Below are 13,611 nucleotides of genomic sequence, written 5' to 3' on the forward strand. Positions count from 1 at the left end.
ATGAACATCGACTCGTTGCGCAGCGAGGTGCGGCAGTGGCTCGCCGACCACTGGGACCCGGCGGCCGACCGCGCCGAATGGCTGGCCGCGGTGGTGGATCGCGGCTACGCGGTGCCGCGCTGGTCGCGCGAGGACTTCGGGCTCGGCCTCGACGAGGAATCGGCCGACGCCGTGGAGGCGGAGTTCCGCCGGGCCGGAGCGCCGGGCAGCGGCCAGGACCGGACCAACCTGTGGGCGAACACCGTCCTGGCGTACGGCAGCGCGGAGCTGCGGCAGCGGTTCATCCGCCCGCTGCTGCTCGGCGAGATCCGGATGTGCCTGCTCTACAGCGAACCCGGCGCCGGCTCCGACCTGGCGGGCCTGCGCACCACCGCGGTCCCGGACGGCGATTCCTACCGGGTCGACGGGCAGAAGGTGTGGACGTCCAACGCGGCCGAGGCCGACTACGGCATGCTCATCGCCCGCACCGACCCGGAGGTGCCGAAGCACCGCGGCATCAGCTTCTTCTTCCTGCCGATGGACCAGCCGGGCGTGACGGTGCGGCCGCTGCGGCAGATGACGGGGGAGGCGCACTTCAACGAGGTCTTCCTCACCGATGCCCGGGTTCCGGCGGCGAACATGCTCGGCGAACCCGGCCAGGGCTGGCGGGTGCTGCAGACCGCGCTGGCCTACGAGCGGGTGGTGCTCGCGGAGTCCAACCGCGGCGCCAGCACGCGGCACGCGAAGAAGGACGGCGGAGAGGTCGACCTGATCGAGCTGGCCCGCAGGCACGGGCGGCTCGACGATCCCTTGGTGCGCCAGGACATCGCGCGGGTGCTGACGTTGCGGGCGGCGAACCGCTGGAACAACCAGCGCGCGCAGGCCGAGCTGGAGCAGGGCACCTCGTCGTCGCTGGCATCGTTGGGGAAGCTGCTGATGTCGCGACTGCTGCACGAGACCGGCCGGGTGCAGACGGCGATCGTCGGCGCGGAGGCGATGCTGGAGGGCGCCGACCACCCCGACGGCGACGACGCGAACTTCGCCGCGATGAACGCCTACTTCACCTCGATCGGCGGCGGCACGGACCAGATCCAGCGCAACATCATCGGCGAACGGATCCTCCGCCTGCCCAAGGAACCGGATCGGTTCAGGGACGTACCCTTCCGGGAGATCCCCAAATCAGGCTGATCGCGGTCGCGGTCATGCGCGAGAGGACTTCCCAACTGACTCGGACTCCACTTCCCCGGCCCCGGTCGCACCGCGCTCGGATCGGGGGCTGAGATGGATCTCGGAATCGTGCTTGCGTTCATCGGCGCCGCGGCGGTGATCTCGCTGGTGCCCGGCCCGGACATGATGTTCATCCTGGCCAACGGCATTTCCTCGGGGCCGCGCGGCGGCGTCGTCGCGGCCCTGGGCATGTCCAGCGGCATCGTCGTGCACACGGTCGTGGCCGCGCTCGGGCTGACGGCGATGTTCCAGGCGGTGCCCGCGGCGCTGGAGATCGTGCGGATCGCCGGTGTCGTCTTCCTGGTGTACCTGGCGATCCAGTCGTGGCGGGCGTCGGCGGTGCCGGAAGAGCAGGCGGCACCGGCGAGGTCGCTGCGGCGCATCTACGCGCTGGCGGTGCTGACGAACGTGTCGAACCCCAAGGTGATCCTGTTCTACCTGGCGTTCGTCCCGCAGTTCATCAGCACGCAGGCGGACTGGCCGATCTCGGTGCAGCTGCTGGCCCTCGGCGGGCTGCTGGTCGTGGTGGGCCTCAGCGTTGACGCCTCGGTGGGCCTCGCCTCGGGCTGGCTGTCGAACGTCCTGCTCCGCCGCCGGGCGATCCAACGCTGGCTGGACCGAACGGCGGCCGTGGTCTTCGGAACCCTGGCCCTGCGCATGACGACCGAAGACCTGAGGTCCTGACGCGACACCTTCGGGTTGCCGCAGACGCTGTTCCGGACGTGGATGCGGCCCCGGTTCCTGCCTTGGAAGCTCGGCGACCGCGTGGTGCGGGGCGCCGTTTTCGCGCGAAACCGGCGCCCGCAGGCGTGGAGAACGCCGCTTTCGCGCGAAAACGCCGCGTACCGACCAGCCTCCGCAGCAGCGAAGAGCCCGCACGCCCCGATCGGGTGTGAGTGGCGCCGCGCAGAATACCCCGCCGAGGGAAACTGCCGTTCGCGTTCGTGGGAGCGTTCTCGACGCTGCTGCACGTGGCGGTGTTCGGAGCGGCGGGAACGGGCCTGAGGTTCGTCGCGCTGAACCGCTGGATGACCCCAACCGACCCGTGAGCACTTGCTATAGCAGCACAAAGTACTCACGACACCTGACCAGCCGCAACGGCAGCGAACCGGCTGGGGATTCCGAATCCGTTCGCAGGTGAAGTGGAAAGGCGCTGCCGTCCGGGTGTTCCGGTCGGCAGCGCCTTCGGCCGTGCGGTCAGCAGCAGCGGGAGCCGGGAGTTGCGTCCTGGCGGTCGACGTGGCGTCGCCAGAACTCCCGCTCCGGCAGCGGTTGCTCGTCCGGGTGGTTCCGGCGGTGGTGCTCCAGGTAGCGCTCGTAGGCGTTCTCGCCGACCACGCCGCGCACGATCTGCCAGGCCGTGCGAGCGGACTCGCGCAGCCTGGCCACGATCGTGCCGGTCATGTGCCCGCCCCGGCCTTCTCGACCCCCGGCGTCCCGGCCGTCTCCAGCTCCTTCTGGATCCGCCGTTCCTCGGCCGTCGGGATCAGCCCGGACGGGGCGAACAGCTCCGACTCCACGTGCGGGGCTTCGGTGCTCGGCAGCGGCGCGCCTGCTCGCAGCGCCTTGATCCACACCCGGACCGCGTCCAGCAGCACGATCACGATCAGCAGGGCGAACAGGATGCTCAGCACTCCGTCCACAGTGGAGTTGACCACGACCTTCTGCATCTCCTCGACCGTGTGCGCCGAGCCCTTGCTGGTCTGGCCCGCGTCCAGCGCCGCCTGGTACGCCGCGCGCTGGGCGAAGAAGCCGATCTTGGGATCGACGGAGAAGATCTTCTGCCAGCTCGCGACCAGCGTCACCGCCGCGTCCCACGCCAGCGGGATCACCGTCACCCACGCGTACTTCGCCCGGCCCGTCTTGATCAGGATCGTGGTGGCCACCGCCAGCGCCACCGCCGCCAGCAGCTGGTTCGCGATGCCGAACAGCGGGAACAGCTGGTTGATGCCGCCCAGCGGGTCGTTCACCCCGGCCCACAGGAAGTAGCCCCAGGAGCCGACGATCACGGCGCTGGCGATCCAGTTGCCCGGCTTCCAGCTGACGTCGCCGAAGCGCTTCCAGACGTTGCCCACGGTGTCCTGCAGCATGAACCGGCCCACCCGGGTTCCGGCGTCCACAGTGGTCAGGATGAACAGCGCCTCGAACATCACCGCGAAGTGGTACCAGAACGCCTTCATCGCGTCGCCGCCGATGACCTGCGAAAACACCTCGGAAAGGCCGACGGCCAGGGTCGGCGCGCCGCCGCTGCGGCCGACCAGCGTGCTCTCGTCCACCGCCGCCGCGGCCGCCGCCAGCTCCTCCGGGGAGATCTGGAAGCCGACCCCGGCGACCGCCTGCGACGCCGACTGCAGCGTGCCACCGAGCACCGAAGCCGGCATGTTCATCGCGTAGAACAGGCCCGGCTCGATGATGCACGCCGCGGCCAGCGCCATGATCGCCACGAACGACTCGGTGAGCATCCCGCCGTAGCCGATGATCCGGACCTGCGACTCCTTCTCCAGCAGCTTCGGCGTGGTGCCCGAGGCCACCAGCGCGTGGAAGCCGGACAGCGCACCGCAGGCGATCGTGATGAACACGAACGGGAACAGCGAGCCGGCGAACACCGGCCCCTGCCCGTTGAGCGCGAATTCGGTGATCGCCTCGGTCTTCATCATCGGCATCGCGATCAGGATCGACACCGCGAGCAGCACGATGACGCCGACCTTCATGAAGGTGCTCAGGTAGTCGCGCGGCGCCAGCAGCATCCACACCGGCAGCACCGAGGCGATGAACCCGTACGCGATCAGCGCGAAGGTCAGCTGGTTGCCGGTGAGCGTGAACATCCCGGCCAGCGCCGAATCGGCGACCCAGCTGCCTGCCACGATGCTCAGCAGCAGCAGCGCCACGCCGATCACCGAGACCTCGACGATCTTGCCCGGGCGCAGGTAGCGCAGGTAGAAGCCCATGAACAGGGCGATCGGGATCGTCATGCCGATCGAGAAGGTGCCCCACGGGGAACCCTTCAGCGCGCCGACCACGACCAGCGCCAGCACGGCCAGCAGGATGATCATGATGGCCAGCACCGCGATCAGCGCCGCGATGCCGCCGATCGGACCGATCTCCTCGCGGGCCATCTGCCCGAGGCTGCGGCCGTCGCGCCGGGTGGAGAAGAACAGCACCACGATGTCCTGCACCGCGCCCGCGAAGATGACGCCGACGATGATCCAGATGGTGCCCGGCAGATAGCCCATCTGCGCGGCCAGCACCGGGCCCACCAGCGGGCCGGCCCCGGCGATCGCCGCGAAGTGGTGGCCGAAGAGCACGCGCCGGTCGGTCGGCTGGAAGTCGGTGCCGTTGTTCAGCCGCTCCGCGGGCGTCGCGCGGGTGTCGTCGACCTTCAGCACCCGGTAGGCGATGAACCGGGCGTAGAAGCGGTAACCGATGGCGTACGAGGCGAGCGCCGCGAACACCAGCCAGGCCGCGGAGATCTCCTCGCCGCGGAACAGCGCGATGACGCCCCACGAAATCGCGCCGACGACCGCCACCAACGTCCAAATGGCGATTTCCTTGGGACTCATCCTGCGTTTCCGAGCCGCCCCACCGCTCGGCGCTGCTTTCGTAGCCACCGTCCCCGGACTCCATTCCCGCGTATGCGCTGTGCAACAGACTGGGCACAGCAGACACGAGGATCTGCGCGCATGTCCCGAATGTCCAGCCCGATGCATGGAAGTAACCAGGATGTAAGCCACGCCTGGTAATCGCGAGACGAGGACCTGTGAACACCGCTGGCCCGCCGCGGCGGGCCAGCGGATTCGCCGATCAGCCGTGGCGTTCGGCGATTTCCGCCAGTGCGTCGAGCCGGCGCAGCGATTCGTCGTGCTGGTGAGTCGGCAGCAGGAACAGCGCGCGGTCCACCCCGGCCGCCGCGTAGGACTCCAGGACCGCCGGATCGCGCGGCGCCGCGAAGACCGAGACCGGCACCCGCCAGCCCGCCCGGTCGCGCACCTTCGGCACCAGGTCGGCGAGGTTCTCGGTGCCGCCGCGCGGCAACCAGCCGCCGCCGTACTCGGCGACCCGCGCGATGGCCCGCTCGCCCTCCCCGCCGACGTAGATCGGCGGATGCGGCTGCTGCACCGGCTTCGGCCACGCGTAGATCGGGTCGAAGTCGACGTGCTCGCCGTGGAACTCGGCCGCCTCCTTCGTCCAGATCTCCCGCATCGCCCGGATCCGCTCGTCCATCAGCGCGCCGCGGGTCGCCGGATCGGTGCCGTGGTTGCGCATCTCCTCCCGGTTCCAGCCCGCCCCGACGCCGAAGATGACGCGTCCGCCGGACACCAGGTCGAGGCTGGCGACCTCCTTGGCGGTGGTGATCGGATCGCGCTCGATGATCAGCGAGATCCCGGTGGCCACCAGCAGGCGCTCGGTGACCGCCGCGATCGCGGTGAGCGAGACGAACGGATCCAGCGTGCGGTAGTAGACGCGGGGCAGGTCGCCGCCGCCCGGATAGGGCGATTCCCGGCTCGCCGGGATGTGCGTGTGCTCGGGTGCGAAGAGCGAGTCGAACCCGCGCTCCTCGACGGCCCTGCCCAGTTCCGCCGGGCCGATCCCCTCATCGGTGATGAACGTGGTGATCCCGAACTTCATCAGCGCCTCCTAGAGCTGCGTCCGGCAAGCTCGCCCGGCCGACCGTCGGTTCGGCGCCGCGCGGCACCACAGGCCTACCGCGCCGGTTGGCGACCGGCAAGAGCTCCCAACACCCGAACGGTGCTTACCCCGGTCGCGCGGGGCGGTAGTGCAGTGGGGCTGACCGGGCATGATCCATCTGGCGGCAGGGCTGGCAGAAGCCGCCACGAGATCATCATCGGCGGACCCGCCGGTAAACTTCGCCGCCGTTGGGTGCAGCCGATTGATTACAAGTGAAACCCGGCCGCAACCAAGGAGGGGGGCTTGGGCGTCGTGCAGATATGTGACGGTGTCGATCGCATTGCCCGTGACCGCCTGGCCGGGCGACGGGCTGGCGGCAATGGATGAACTGACGAGCAAGCTGACCGACCTCTACCAGGAGCATTACCGGCAACTGCTGCGCATCGCGATCCTGCTGGTGGACGACCGCGCCACCGCGGAGGACATCGTGCAGGACGCCTACGTGCGGGTCTTCGACTCCCGTTCGCGGCTGCGCGATCCGGACAAGGCGCTGGCGTTCCTCCGGCAGGCGGTGCTCAACCGGGCCCGCTCGATGCTGCGGCGACGGCTGATCGCCAAGAAGTACCAGCCGAAGCTCGCCGTCGAGGACCGCCAGCCCGACGACACGGGCCGCGGGGTCGATCGCGCGGTGCTGGCCGCGGCGCTGACCAAGCTGCCGCGCCGGCAGCGGGAGGCCGTGGTCCTGCGCTACTACGCCGATCTCAGCGAGGCGCGCACCGCGGAGGTCATGGGCTGCAGCCAGGGCGCGGTGAAGTCGTACTGCTCGCGTGGCGTCTCACGACTGTCGGATCTGCTGGGGGAGCGGGTGTGAAGGACGGGAACAGCGCACGGGAAGTGGACCTGTTGCGGGCGCAGCTGCACCAGCTGGTCGAAGACGTCGAGCCGAGGCCCGACGCGCTGCCGCGGCTGCTGGCCGGCGTGCGCCGCCGGAGATCGCCGCGCCGCCCGCTGATCGTGCTGGTCGGCGCGGCGGCGGTCGCGGCGGCCGCATTCGTCGTAACCATGTTCGCGCTTCCGGGCCAGCACGACCCGGAACCGATCAGCGTCCGGCCGGACAGCTACCTCGCCTCGCCGGAGCCGGGCGTGATCGCCGCCTTCGACGTGCTGTCGGGCCGGGAGGACCGGGAGGTCGCCCGCGTCGACGGCGCCGACCCCGGCGTCCTCGCCGCCGACGACGACCGGATCTACACCATGGCGTCCACAGTGGATGGACGCCGGGTCGTCGAGGTGACCCCGCAGGGCGGGCAGCGGGTGCTGCCCGGAGACGTCGGCGACGGCCGGCTGCTGGCCGCGGGCGGCGGGCGCGTCGCCTACCTGGACGGGAACGCCGTGGTGGTCGTGCGCGGCGAGAACCGGCAGACCATCGCGATCCCGCCCGGTCTGCGGGTGCACGACCTGGCGCTGGCCGACGACGGCCGGCTCGCCGTCCTGGCCGGGGAACAGGGCAGCCGCCGGGCCGCGGTGCTGCTGCTCGCGCCGGACGCGAACTCGCTGGCCGGGCACGTCGAGGCGGCGCCGGACGCGCCGTGCGGGCCGGTGGCGATCGCCTGGTCCGGGCCCGACGTCGCGGCGCTGGAACCGGTGGACTGCGACGGCGGGCAGGCCCGGGTGGCCACCTTCGCGGCGGACACCGGGCGGAAGATCGGCGCCGGGGTGCCGTTCCGGGCGCCGCTGTTGACCGCGGGCGAGGCGCGGCTGTCCGCGGACCCGCTGGGCCGTTTCCTGGTGTCCACCGGGAAGCAGGGGCAGTGGCTGGTGGACGGCTCGGTGATCCGCCCGATCCCGCCCGCCTGCTCCGGCGCCGGGGAATGCGCCCCGGACCCTGGCACGTTCTGAATCCGATCACTCTCCGCAGTGCGGACACGCCCCTGATCTGATCAATGCCGGGCTTGATCATCACAACGGCCGGACGATCGGCAGCGGCTTTCCGACGCCGAGGACAGGGGTGGACGTGCAGGCGCAACCACGGGAACTGCTGCGGTTGTACCGGGCCGCGCTGGACCGGCCGAGGTGGCAGCAGGTGCTCGCGTTCGCGGTGTCGCTGTGGACGCTGGCCTGGATCATCGGCCAGTTCGTCACGCCGGAGGACGGCCCGACCGCGCTGGACGTGCTGGGCAGGCTCGCCGCGCGGCTCGGCCTCACCGGCGGCGAGTGGTCCGAGCGCATCACCGAAACCTGGCAGAGCAGCGGCGGCGGGTTCGCGCTCCTGGGCGGGCTGCTGTGGGCGGCGACGACCGAGCGCGGCCAGCTGCCGGCGCTGCTCGGCTGGATCGCGGTGATGCTCGGCGCGGAACGGCTCGGCTACCAGCCGGCGGTCCTGCTGGCGGTGGGGACCATGGTGGGCTTCGTGCTCGTGCTGTGGCTGGCGGCGCTGACCAGCGACCGGTTCGTCGACCGGCGGACCACGCTGCTGCCGCGCGACGTGCTGCGCGCGGGCGTCACCGCAGCGGCGCTGTCGGCCGTCGTCCCGCTGTACGCACCGGCGTTGTTCCTGGCCCGCCTGGGGAATCCGTACCTGACCAAGGCCCCGAGGATCCTCTCCGCGGACCGAGCCCCGGCCCGCGGCGGCTGGTCCAGGATCCCGGAACAGGCCAAACCGGCCGAATCCCGCGAAACCGAAGCCCGCGAACCGGAGCAGTCGTGACCGGACCCACCGCTCCTACCGCAATTTCCATGGAAATCGAACCTTCGATTTCCATGGAAATTGCGGCGGAACGCGACGGGCGGTGCGTCAGGGTTGGGGCGTGAGGCGGAGGCCGCGTTCGGCCAGCGCGCGAAGGCCCACGTCGTCCGGGTTGGAAGTCCGGCCCCGCCACGCGGTCTGCACGATCCGCACCTGGTTGCCGTTCTGCTGCACGGCCTGCGCGGCGTTGTCGAACCCGTCGGGACCGCCGGGCCGGCCCAAGCCGTCGGCGATCAGGTCCGTGACGCCGCCGGTGCCCGCGGTGTCGGCGAGTTCCCGCAGCTCGCGTGCAGATTGCTCGTCGGGCAGTTCGACGATGGCCACCGAGACCGCGGCCGGTCGCCCCGACACCTGGGTGTCGAACACCGCGCGGGTCAGGCCCCGGCACGGCCGCTGCTCGAACCAGCGCTGCACGTCGCCGAACGAGTGCGGGTCGCAGGAGGCGTCGCGAGCGGCCACCCGCTGAGTGAACTCGACCCCGTCGGCCCGCTGGACGGGCGGGGTCCGCGGCGGCGGGCTGGCGGCGGGCCGGTCGAGCGTCAACCAAGTCCCGAGGATGCCGAAGACCAGCACCAGCGCCGCGGCCGCCGCGATCAGCTTGCCGCGCGGCGTGAATCGCCGCGCTGTCCCGCCGGCCGCGGGCCGGTCGGTGTACTTCGGGATCAGCATGGTGTCCGCAGTGGCCAGATCGGTGGCCCCGGACTCCGGGAAGCCCTCGGCGATCAGCTCGGCCGGGCCGAGCTCGCAGCTCTCGTCGAGCACCCGCAGCAACCGCTGGGCGGGTTCGACCGGGCAAGGCAGTTCGTAGGTGGCCAGCTCGCGGGCGGCGGCGAGGATCGCGGTCGTGTTCGGCGACACCACCCGCACCCCGCGGTGCAGGTCGGTGGTGGGCTGCGTGACCTGCCCGGCGTACGGGCCGACCACCACGATCGCGGCCACCGGCAGCGGCTCCAGCCCGCGCGACTGCAGGCTGCGGGCCAGCGCGGCGGCCGATTCGAGACCTTCCAGCCCAGGGTTGACCGCGCCTTCGGTGCGCACCAGCGGCCAGCCGTCGATCGTCCACGGGGTCTGCAACGGCGCGTCGACCTTCAGCGCGGGTTCGGGGAGGTCGACCCCGAGCACCACGACCACCCCGCGCGGCAGCACGATCACCGCGTCCAGCGGCCGGGGGCTGCCGGGCGGGCGGCAACCGAACACGGCGACCCCGCCCAGCACCGAGCAACCGGCGCCCCACGCGGAAATGGCCGCCCGGATGTCGGCGCCGACCTGGGTCGGTTCCGCACCGAGCCGCACCAGTCGCATGACGACCTCCAAGATCCGGTGGGGACCGCGCGTTCGAGCAGAGACGTTAGTCGGGGCGTCCGAGTAATGTCGCGGGGTTTCGACTTTCGTCCGATCGAGTGGTGTCCACCACTCGTCCGCCGCCATCGCGTTGGTGCTTTCGAGCTAGCGCGAAAACCCGGGACAACGCCCCGGATCTGCGATTTCCGCTATTCGGGGCAGTCACCGCCGGGTCGGTCCGGCTTCGCCGCGCGCCCGCTGGCCCGCGGCGAATGCCGTCGTTCTGGTGGCGAAGCGCTCCGCCTGCAATGCAGAATGGCGCCGCACCTGTTGATCGCCAAGTACGCGAGGTCGTAGGGGAAGACGTCCCTCGTCGAACAGCGGAGGTCAGCAGTGAGCACCCGTGGCAGCGACCGTGGCCACACCATTGGTGTGGTCTACGTTCACTCGTCGCCGTCTGCGGTCTGCCCGCACGTCGAGTGGGCGATCTCTGGCGCACTCGGCATTCGGACAGAACTCCGCTGGACGGCACAACCGGCAGCACCAGGGCAACTCCGCGCGGAGTGCAACTGGTCGGGCGAGCCGGGCACCGGCGCACGCTTGGTCACGGCGCTGCGCGCGTGGCCGATGCTGCGCTTCGAAGTCACCGAAGACCCCAGTCCCGGGGTGGACGGACAGCGGTTCTGCCATGCGCCCGGACTGGGCCTGTGGCGGGCCTGCACCAGCGCCAACGGCGACATCATGGTGAGCGAGGACCAGCTGCGGACGCTCGCGGCCAACGCCAAGGGCCCGGAGGCCTTCGGCCACCGCGTGGACCAGCTGCTCGGCGCCGCCTGGGATGACGCCCTCGAACCGTTCCGCCGCGCCGGTGACGGTGCTCCGGTGACCTGGTTGCACCGGGTGGGCTGACTCGCGCGGGTCTTTCTACCGGAACCTGTGATCGCCTCGGTGGCGGTGTGAAAGGCTTGGGGCGTGCGTTCCTGGCTGAAATGGGGTATCCCGCTCGCGATCGTCGTGCTGCTGGGCGCGGCAGGCGGTGGTGCGCTGCTGTCGCAGTACGTCTACCGCGATACGCCCACCGACCAGCTCTCCAGCACTACGACGGAGCCGGGCGGCGGGATGACGTCGCCGCTGGGCATCGTCTACACCCCCGAAGCCGCGGCTCATCCCGACCGGCTGACCGTGCAGGCCCTGCTGGACAACCACTTCCGCTCCATCAACGACAAGAGCTACGACCTGTGGAAGTCCACAGTGGTCCGCTCGAAGTGGCTGGAGCTGCCGCACGACAAGTGGATGGCCAACTACGACACCACCCGCGACTTCCAGTGGACGGTGCACCGGATCGATCCGGGACCGGACGGCTCGTTGCTGGTGATGCTGACCTTCCGGAGCAACCAGACGCTGGAGGACGCGCCGGCGCAGGCCAAGTCGACGTGCGTGACCTGGAACGTGGTCTACCCGCTGGTGCTGGACGAAATGCGCCAGGGGCTGCGGCTGGACACCAGCAAGCTGCCGAACAGCGCGCTGTTCAAGCCCTGCGAGTGATGACCTCGCCCGCGATCACACCGCGGCCTCGACGCGGCGGTGCTCCTGCGGGCTGACGTCGAACTGCCGCTTGAAAGCGTTGCTGAGCGCGAAGGCGCTGCCGTAGCCGACCTGGCGTGCGACCGAGGCGATCGTCGCGTCGGACTCCCGCAGCAGGTCGGCCGCCATCGCGAGCCGCCAGCCGGTCAGGTACTTCATCGGCGGCTCGCCGACCAGATCGGTGAACCGGCGGGCCAACCCCGCCCGCGACACGCCGGACCGCGTGGCCAGTGATTCCACCGTCCACGGGAACGCCGGGTCGTGGTGCAGCAGTTGGAGGGCCCGGCCGACCACCGGGTCGCGGTGCGCCTGGTACCAGGCCGGCGCTAGTGCGTCGGGGCTGGCGAACCACGCCCGCAGGCTCGCGATGAGCAGCAGGTCGAGCAGCCGGTCCAGGACCGCTTCCTGGCCCGGTGAATCCTTGCCGATCTCCGCGGCCAGCAGCTCCACGAGCGGAGAATCCAGCGAGGCCTGCCGGACCACGACCAGGGCGGGCAGCGCGGCGAGCAGGCGGCCGCTGATCTCGCCCGTGACCTGGTAGGTGCCGATCAGCATGTTCATCGACGCGCCCAGGTCCGTGCCCCAGGTGCGCACGCCGACGTCGGTGAGGTCTCGCAGCGGTTCGCCGGACGGTGTGCTGCAGCCCTGCCCGGGGTGCACGACGACCTGCCACGGGGTGTTCGGGTCGTCGGCGACCGTGTAGGCGTCGGGGCCCCTGGCGATCGCGATGTCGCCGGGTTCGAGCCGCACCGGGTCACCGGCGTCCGGCACCGCCCAGGCCGATCCGCGCACCAGGGCCATCAGGGTCAGCGGCGCCCGGTCCTGGATTCGCAGCGACCACGGCGGGTCCAGGACCGCCCGGAGCAGGAAAGCCCCGCGGGCTCGCGGGCCGTCCAGCAGGTTCACGAGTGCGTCCACGAGTCGATCTTAGACGCTGGATTATGGAATCGAGCCAATGAACTATGGGAAGTCTCGGATTTTGCCGCTTGGCTAGGGCCATGACAAACAAGGCGCAGAAAACAGCACTCGTCCTCGGCGGCACCGGCCGGACCGGCCGCCGCGTGGCCGCGGGACTCGCGGCCAAGAGCATCCCGGTGCGCATCGGGTCGCGTTCGGCGACGCCGCGGTTCGACTGGGAGGACCGCAGCACCTGGGAGCCGGTGCTGCGCGACGTCGGATCGGCCTACGTGAGCTACCAGCCGGACCTGGCGATCCCGGAGGCCGCCGAGGCGGTCGGCTCGTTCGCCGAACTGGCGGTGCGCAACGGCGTCCGGCGCTTGGTGCTGCTGTCCGGCCGCGGGGAAATCGGCTCGCAGCGAGCCGAGCAAGCGGTGCAGGAATCCGGTGCGGAGTGGACGGTGGTGCGCGCGAGCTGGTTCCACCAGAACTTCAGCGAGGACTTCCTGGTGGAGTCCGTGCGGGCCGGCGAGGTCGTCCTGCCGGTCGACGGGGTGGCCGAACCGTTCGTCGACGCCGAGGACATCGCCGAGGTCGCGGTCGCGGCGCTGACCGAGGACGGCCACGCCGGTGAGGTTTACGAGGTGACCGGCCCGCGGCTGCTCACCTTCGCCGAAGCGATCGGCGAGATCGCCGCGGCGACCGGCCGGGACATCGAGTACCTGCCGGTGACGGTCGAGCAGTTCTCCGCGGGGATGGTCGAGCAGGGCGTCCCGGCCGAGGTCGTGGCGATGCTGGGCCACCTGTTCACCGAGGTGCTCGACGGTCGCAACGCCCACCTCGCCGACGGCGTGCGGCGGGCGCTGGGCCGCGAGCCCCGCGACTTCCGGGACTACGCGAAGCGGACCGCTCCCACCGGGGTGTGGTCATAGGTCCGCAGAGGACGAAAGGGGGCCACCTCCATCGCGGAGGTGGCCCCCTTTCGTTCACTCAGCAGGTCATAGCGGGATGTTGCCGTGCGAGCCTCGCCCGGCGGGGGCCGCGGCGAGCGCCTCGGCGATGCGGCGACGGGTCGTCTTGGGGTCGATGACCTCGTCGACCACACCGATCGACATCGCCCGGCCGACGCCGCCGGCCACGCGCTCGTGCTCCTCGATGAGCTTGTCCTGCAGGGCCTCGCGCTCCTCCTCGGGCGCGGCGGCGAGCGCCTTGCGGTGCAGGACGCCGACCGCGGCCTTGGCGCCCATCACCGCGACCTCGGCCTCCGGCCAGGC

14 protein-coding genes are annotated in these 13,611 nt (G+C 70.9%); 8 read left to right on the plus strand and 6 right to left on the minus strand.

What is annotated here, in order from left to right; all coding sequences use genetic code 11:
* Both AB0H93_RS42680 and AB0H93_RS42685 read left to right on the plus strand, forming a co-directional pair.
* On the plus strand, positions 1-1,167 hold the full coding sequence (locus AB0H93_RS42680) for an acyl-CoA dehydrogenase family protein (RefSeq protein WP_358582296.1): 1,167 nt from the start codon (positions 1-3) through the stop codon (positions 1,165-1,167).
* A 93-nt stretch (positions 1,168-1,260) separates the two neighbouring features.
* The gene (locus AB0H93_RS42685) at positions 1,261-1,890 is read left to right on the plus strand and encodes a LysE family translocator (RefSeq protein ID WP_358582298.1); all 630 of its coding nucleotides are present in this window, start codon (positions 1,261-1,263) and stop codon (positions 1,888-1,890) included.
* A gap of 513 nt (positions 1,891-2,403) precedes the next feature.
* On the opposite strand, the gene AB0H93_RS42690 is transcribed toward AB0H93_RS42685, so the two are convergent.
* From AB0H93_RS42690 to AB0H93_RS42700, 3 genes are all read right to left on the minus strand, one after another.
* Positions 2,404-2,610: a YbdD/YjiX family protein gene (locus tag AB0H93_RS42690; protein WP_132494712.1), complete on the minus strand. Its 207-nt coding sequence runs from the start codon at positions 2,608-2,610 to the stop codon at positions 2,404-2,406.
* Positions 2,607-4,766, minus strand: coding sequence for a carbon starvation CstA family protein (locus AB0H93_RS42695; protein WP_358582301.1), 2,160 nt, complete (start codon positions 4,764-4,766; stop codon positions 2,607-2,609). The genes AB0H93_RS42690 and AB0H93_RS42695 overlap by 4 nt, the downstream gene beginning before the upstream one ends.
* Before the next feature lie 241 nt (positions 4,767-5,007).
* Positions 5,008-5,832, minus strand: coding sequence for an LLM class F420-dependent oxidoreductase (locus AB0H93_RS42700; RefSeq protein WP_358582303.1), 825 nt, complete (start codon positions 5,830-5,832; stop codon positions 5,008-5,010).
* A 328-nt stretch (positions 5,833-6,160) separates the two neighbouring features.
* Here AB0H93_RS42700 and AB0H93_RS42705 point away from each other — a divergent pair, with 328 nt between their 5' ends.
* The 3 genes from AB0H93_RS42705 to AB0H93_RS42715 all read left to right on the plus strand — a co-directional run bounded on the left by AB0H93_RS42705 (position 6,161) and on the right by AB0H93_RS42715 (position 8,536).
* On the plus strand, positions 6,161-6,703 hold the full coding sequence (locus AB0H93_RS42705) for a SigE family RNA polymerase sigma factor (protein ID WP_235884220.1): 543 nt from the start codon (positions 6,161-6,163) through the stop codon (positions 6,701-6,703).
* Positions 6,700-7,728, plus strand: coding sequence for a hypothetical protein (locus AB0H93_RS42710; RefSeq protein WP_358582306.1), 1,029 nt, complete (start codon positions 6,700-6,702; stop codon positions 7,726-7,728). The genes AB0H93_RS42705 and AB0H93_RS42710 overlap by 4 nt, the downstream gene beginning before the upstream one ends.
* 115 nt (positions 7,729-7,843) lie before the next feature.
* Entirely contained in the window at positions 7,844-8,536 is a 693-nt protein-coding gene (locus AB0H93_RS42715; protein ID WP_358582309.1) for a hypothetical protein, read from the plus strand.
* Positions 8,537-8,623: 87 nt separating this feature from the next.
* On the opposite strand, the gene AB0H93_RS42720 is transcribed toward AB0H93_RS42715, so the two are convergent.
* Positions 8,624-9,877, minus strand: coding sequence for a hypothetical protein (locus AB0H93_RS42720; protein ID WP_358582311.1), 1,254 nt, complete (start codon positions 9,875-9,877; stop codon positions 8,624-8,626).
* A 372-nt stretch (positions 9,878-10,249) separates the two neighbouring features.
* On the opposite strand from AB0H93_RS42720, the gene AB0H93_RS42725 reads away from it, so the two are divergent.
* A complete protein-coding gene (locus tag AB0H93_RS42725; RefSeq protein ID WP_093271552.1) occupies positions 10,250-10,765 on the plus strand; it encodes a DUF3145 domain-containing protein in 516 nt (171 codons plus the stop codon).
* A 63-nt stretch (positions 10,766-10,828) separates the two neighbouring features.
* Positions 10,829-11,401 carry a hypothetical protein gene (locus tag AB0H93_RS42730; protein ID WP_358582314.1) on the plus strand — a complete coding sequence of 191 codons (573 nt, stop codon included), beginning with the start codon at positions 10,829-10,831 and terminating at the stop codon, positions 11,399-11,401.
* A 15-nt stretch (positions 11,402-11,416) separates the two neighbouring features.
* Here AB0H93_RS42730 and AB0H93_RS42735 read toward each other — a convergent pair whose 3' ends face one another.
* Complete coding sequence (locus AB0H93_RS42735; protein WP_358582316.1) at positions 11,417-12,358, minus strand: AraC family transcriptional regulator; 942 nt, start codon at positions 12,356-12,358, stop codon at positions 11,417-11,419.
* 80 nt (positions 12,359-12,438) lie between these two features.
* Between AB0H93_RS42735 and AB0H93_RS42740 the strand changes: the two genes are divergently transcribed.
* The gene (locus AB0H93_RS42740) at positions 12,439-13,269 is read left to right on the plus strand and encodes an NmrA family transcriptional regulator (RefSeq protein WP_358582319.1); all 831 of its coding nucleotides are present in this window, start codon (positions 12,439-12,441) and stop codon (positions 13,267-13,269) included.
* A 66-nt stretch (positions 13,270-13,335) separates the two neighbouring features.
* Here the strand turns inward: AB0H93_RS42740 and AB0H93_RS42745 are convergent.
* On the minus strand, positions 13,336-13,611 hold a 276-nt coding region (locus tag AB0H93_RS42745), incomplete at its 5' end, for a carboxyl transferase domain-containing protein (protein ID WP_358582322.1).

It is taken from the genome of Saccharopolyspora sp. NPDC050642, from assembly GCF_040654735.1.
GTDB classification, from domain to species: Bacteria; Actinomycetota; Actinomycetes; order Mycobacteriales; family Pseudonocardiaceae; genus Saccharopolyspora; species Saccharopolyspora elongata.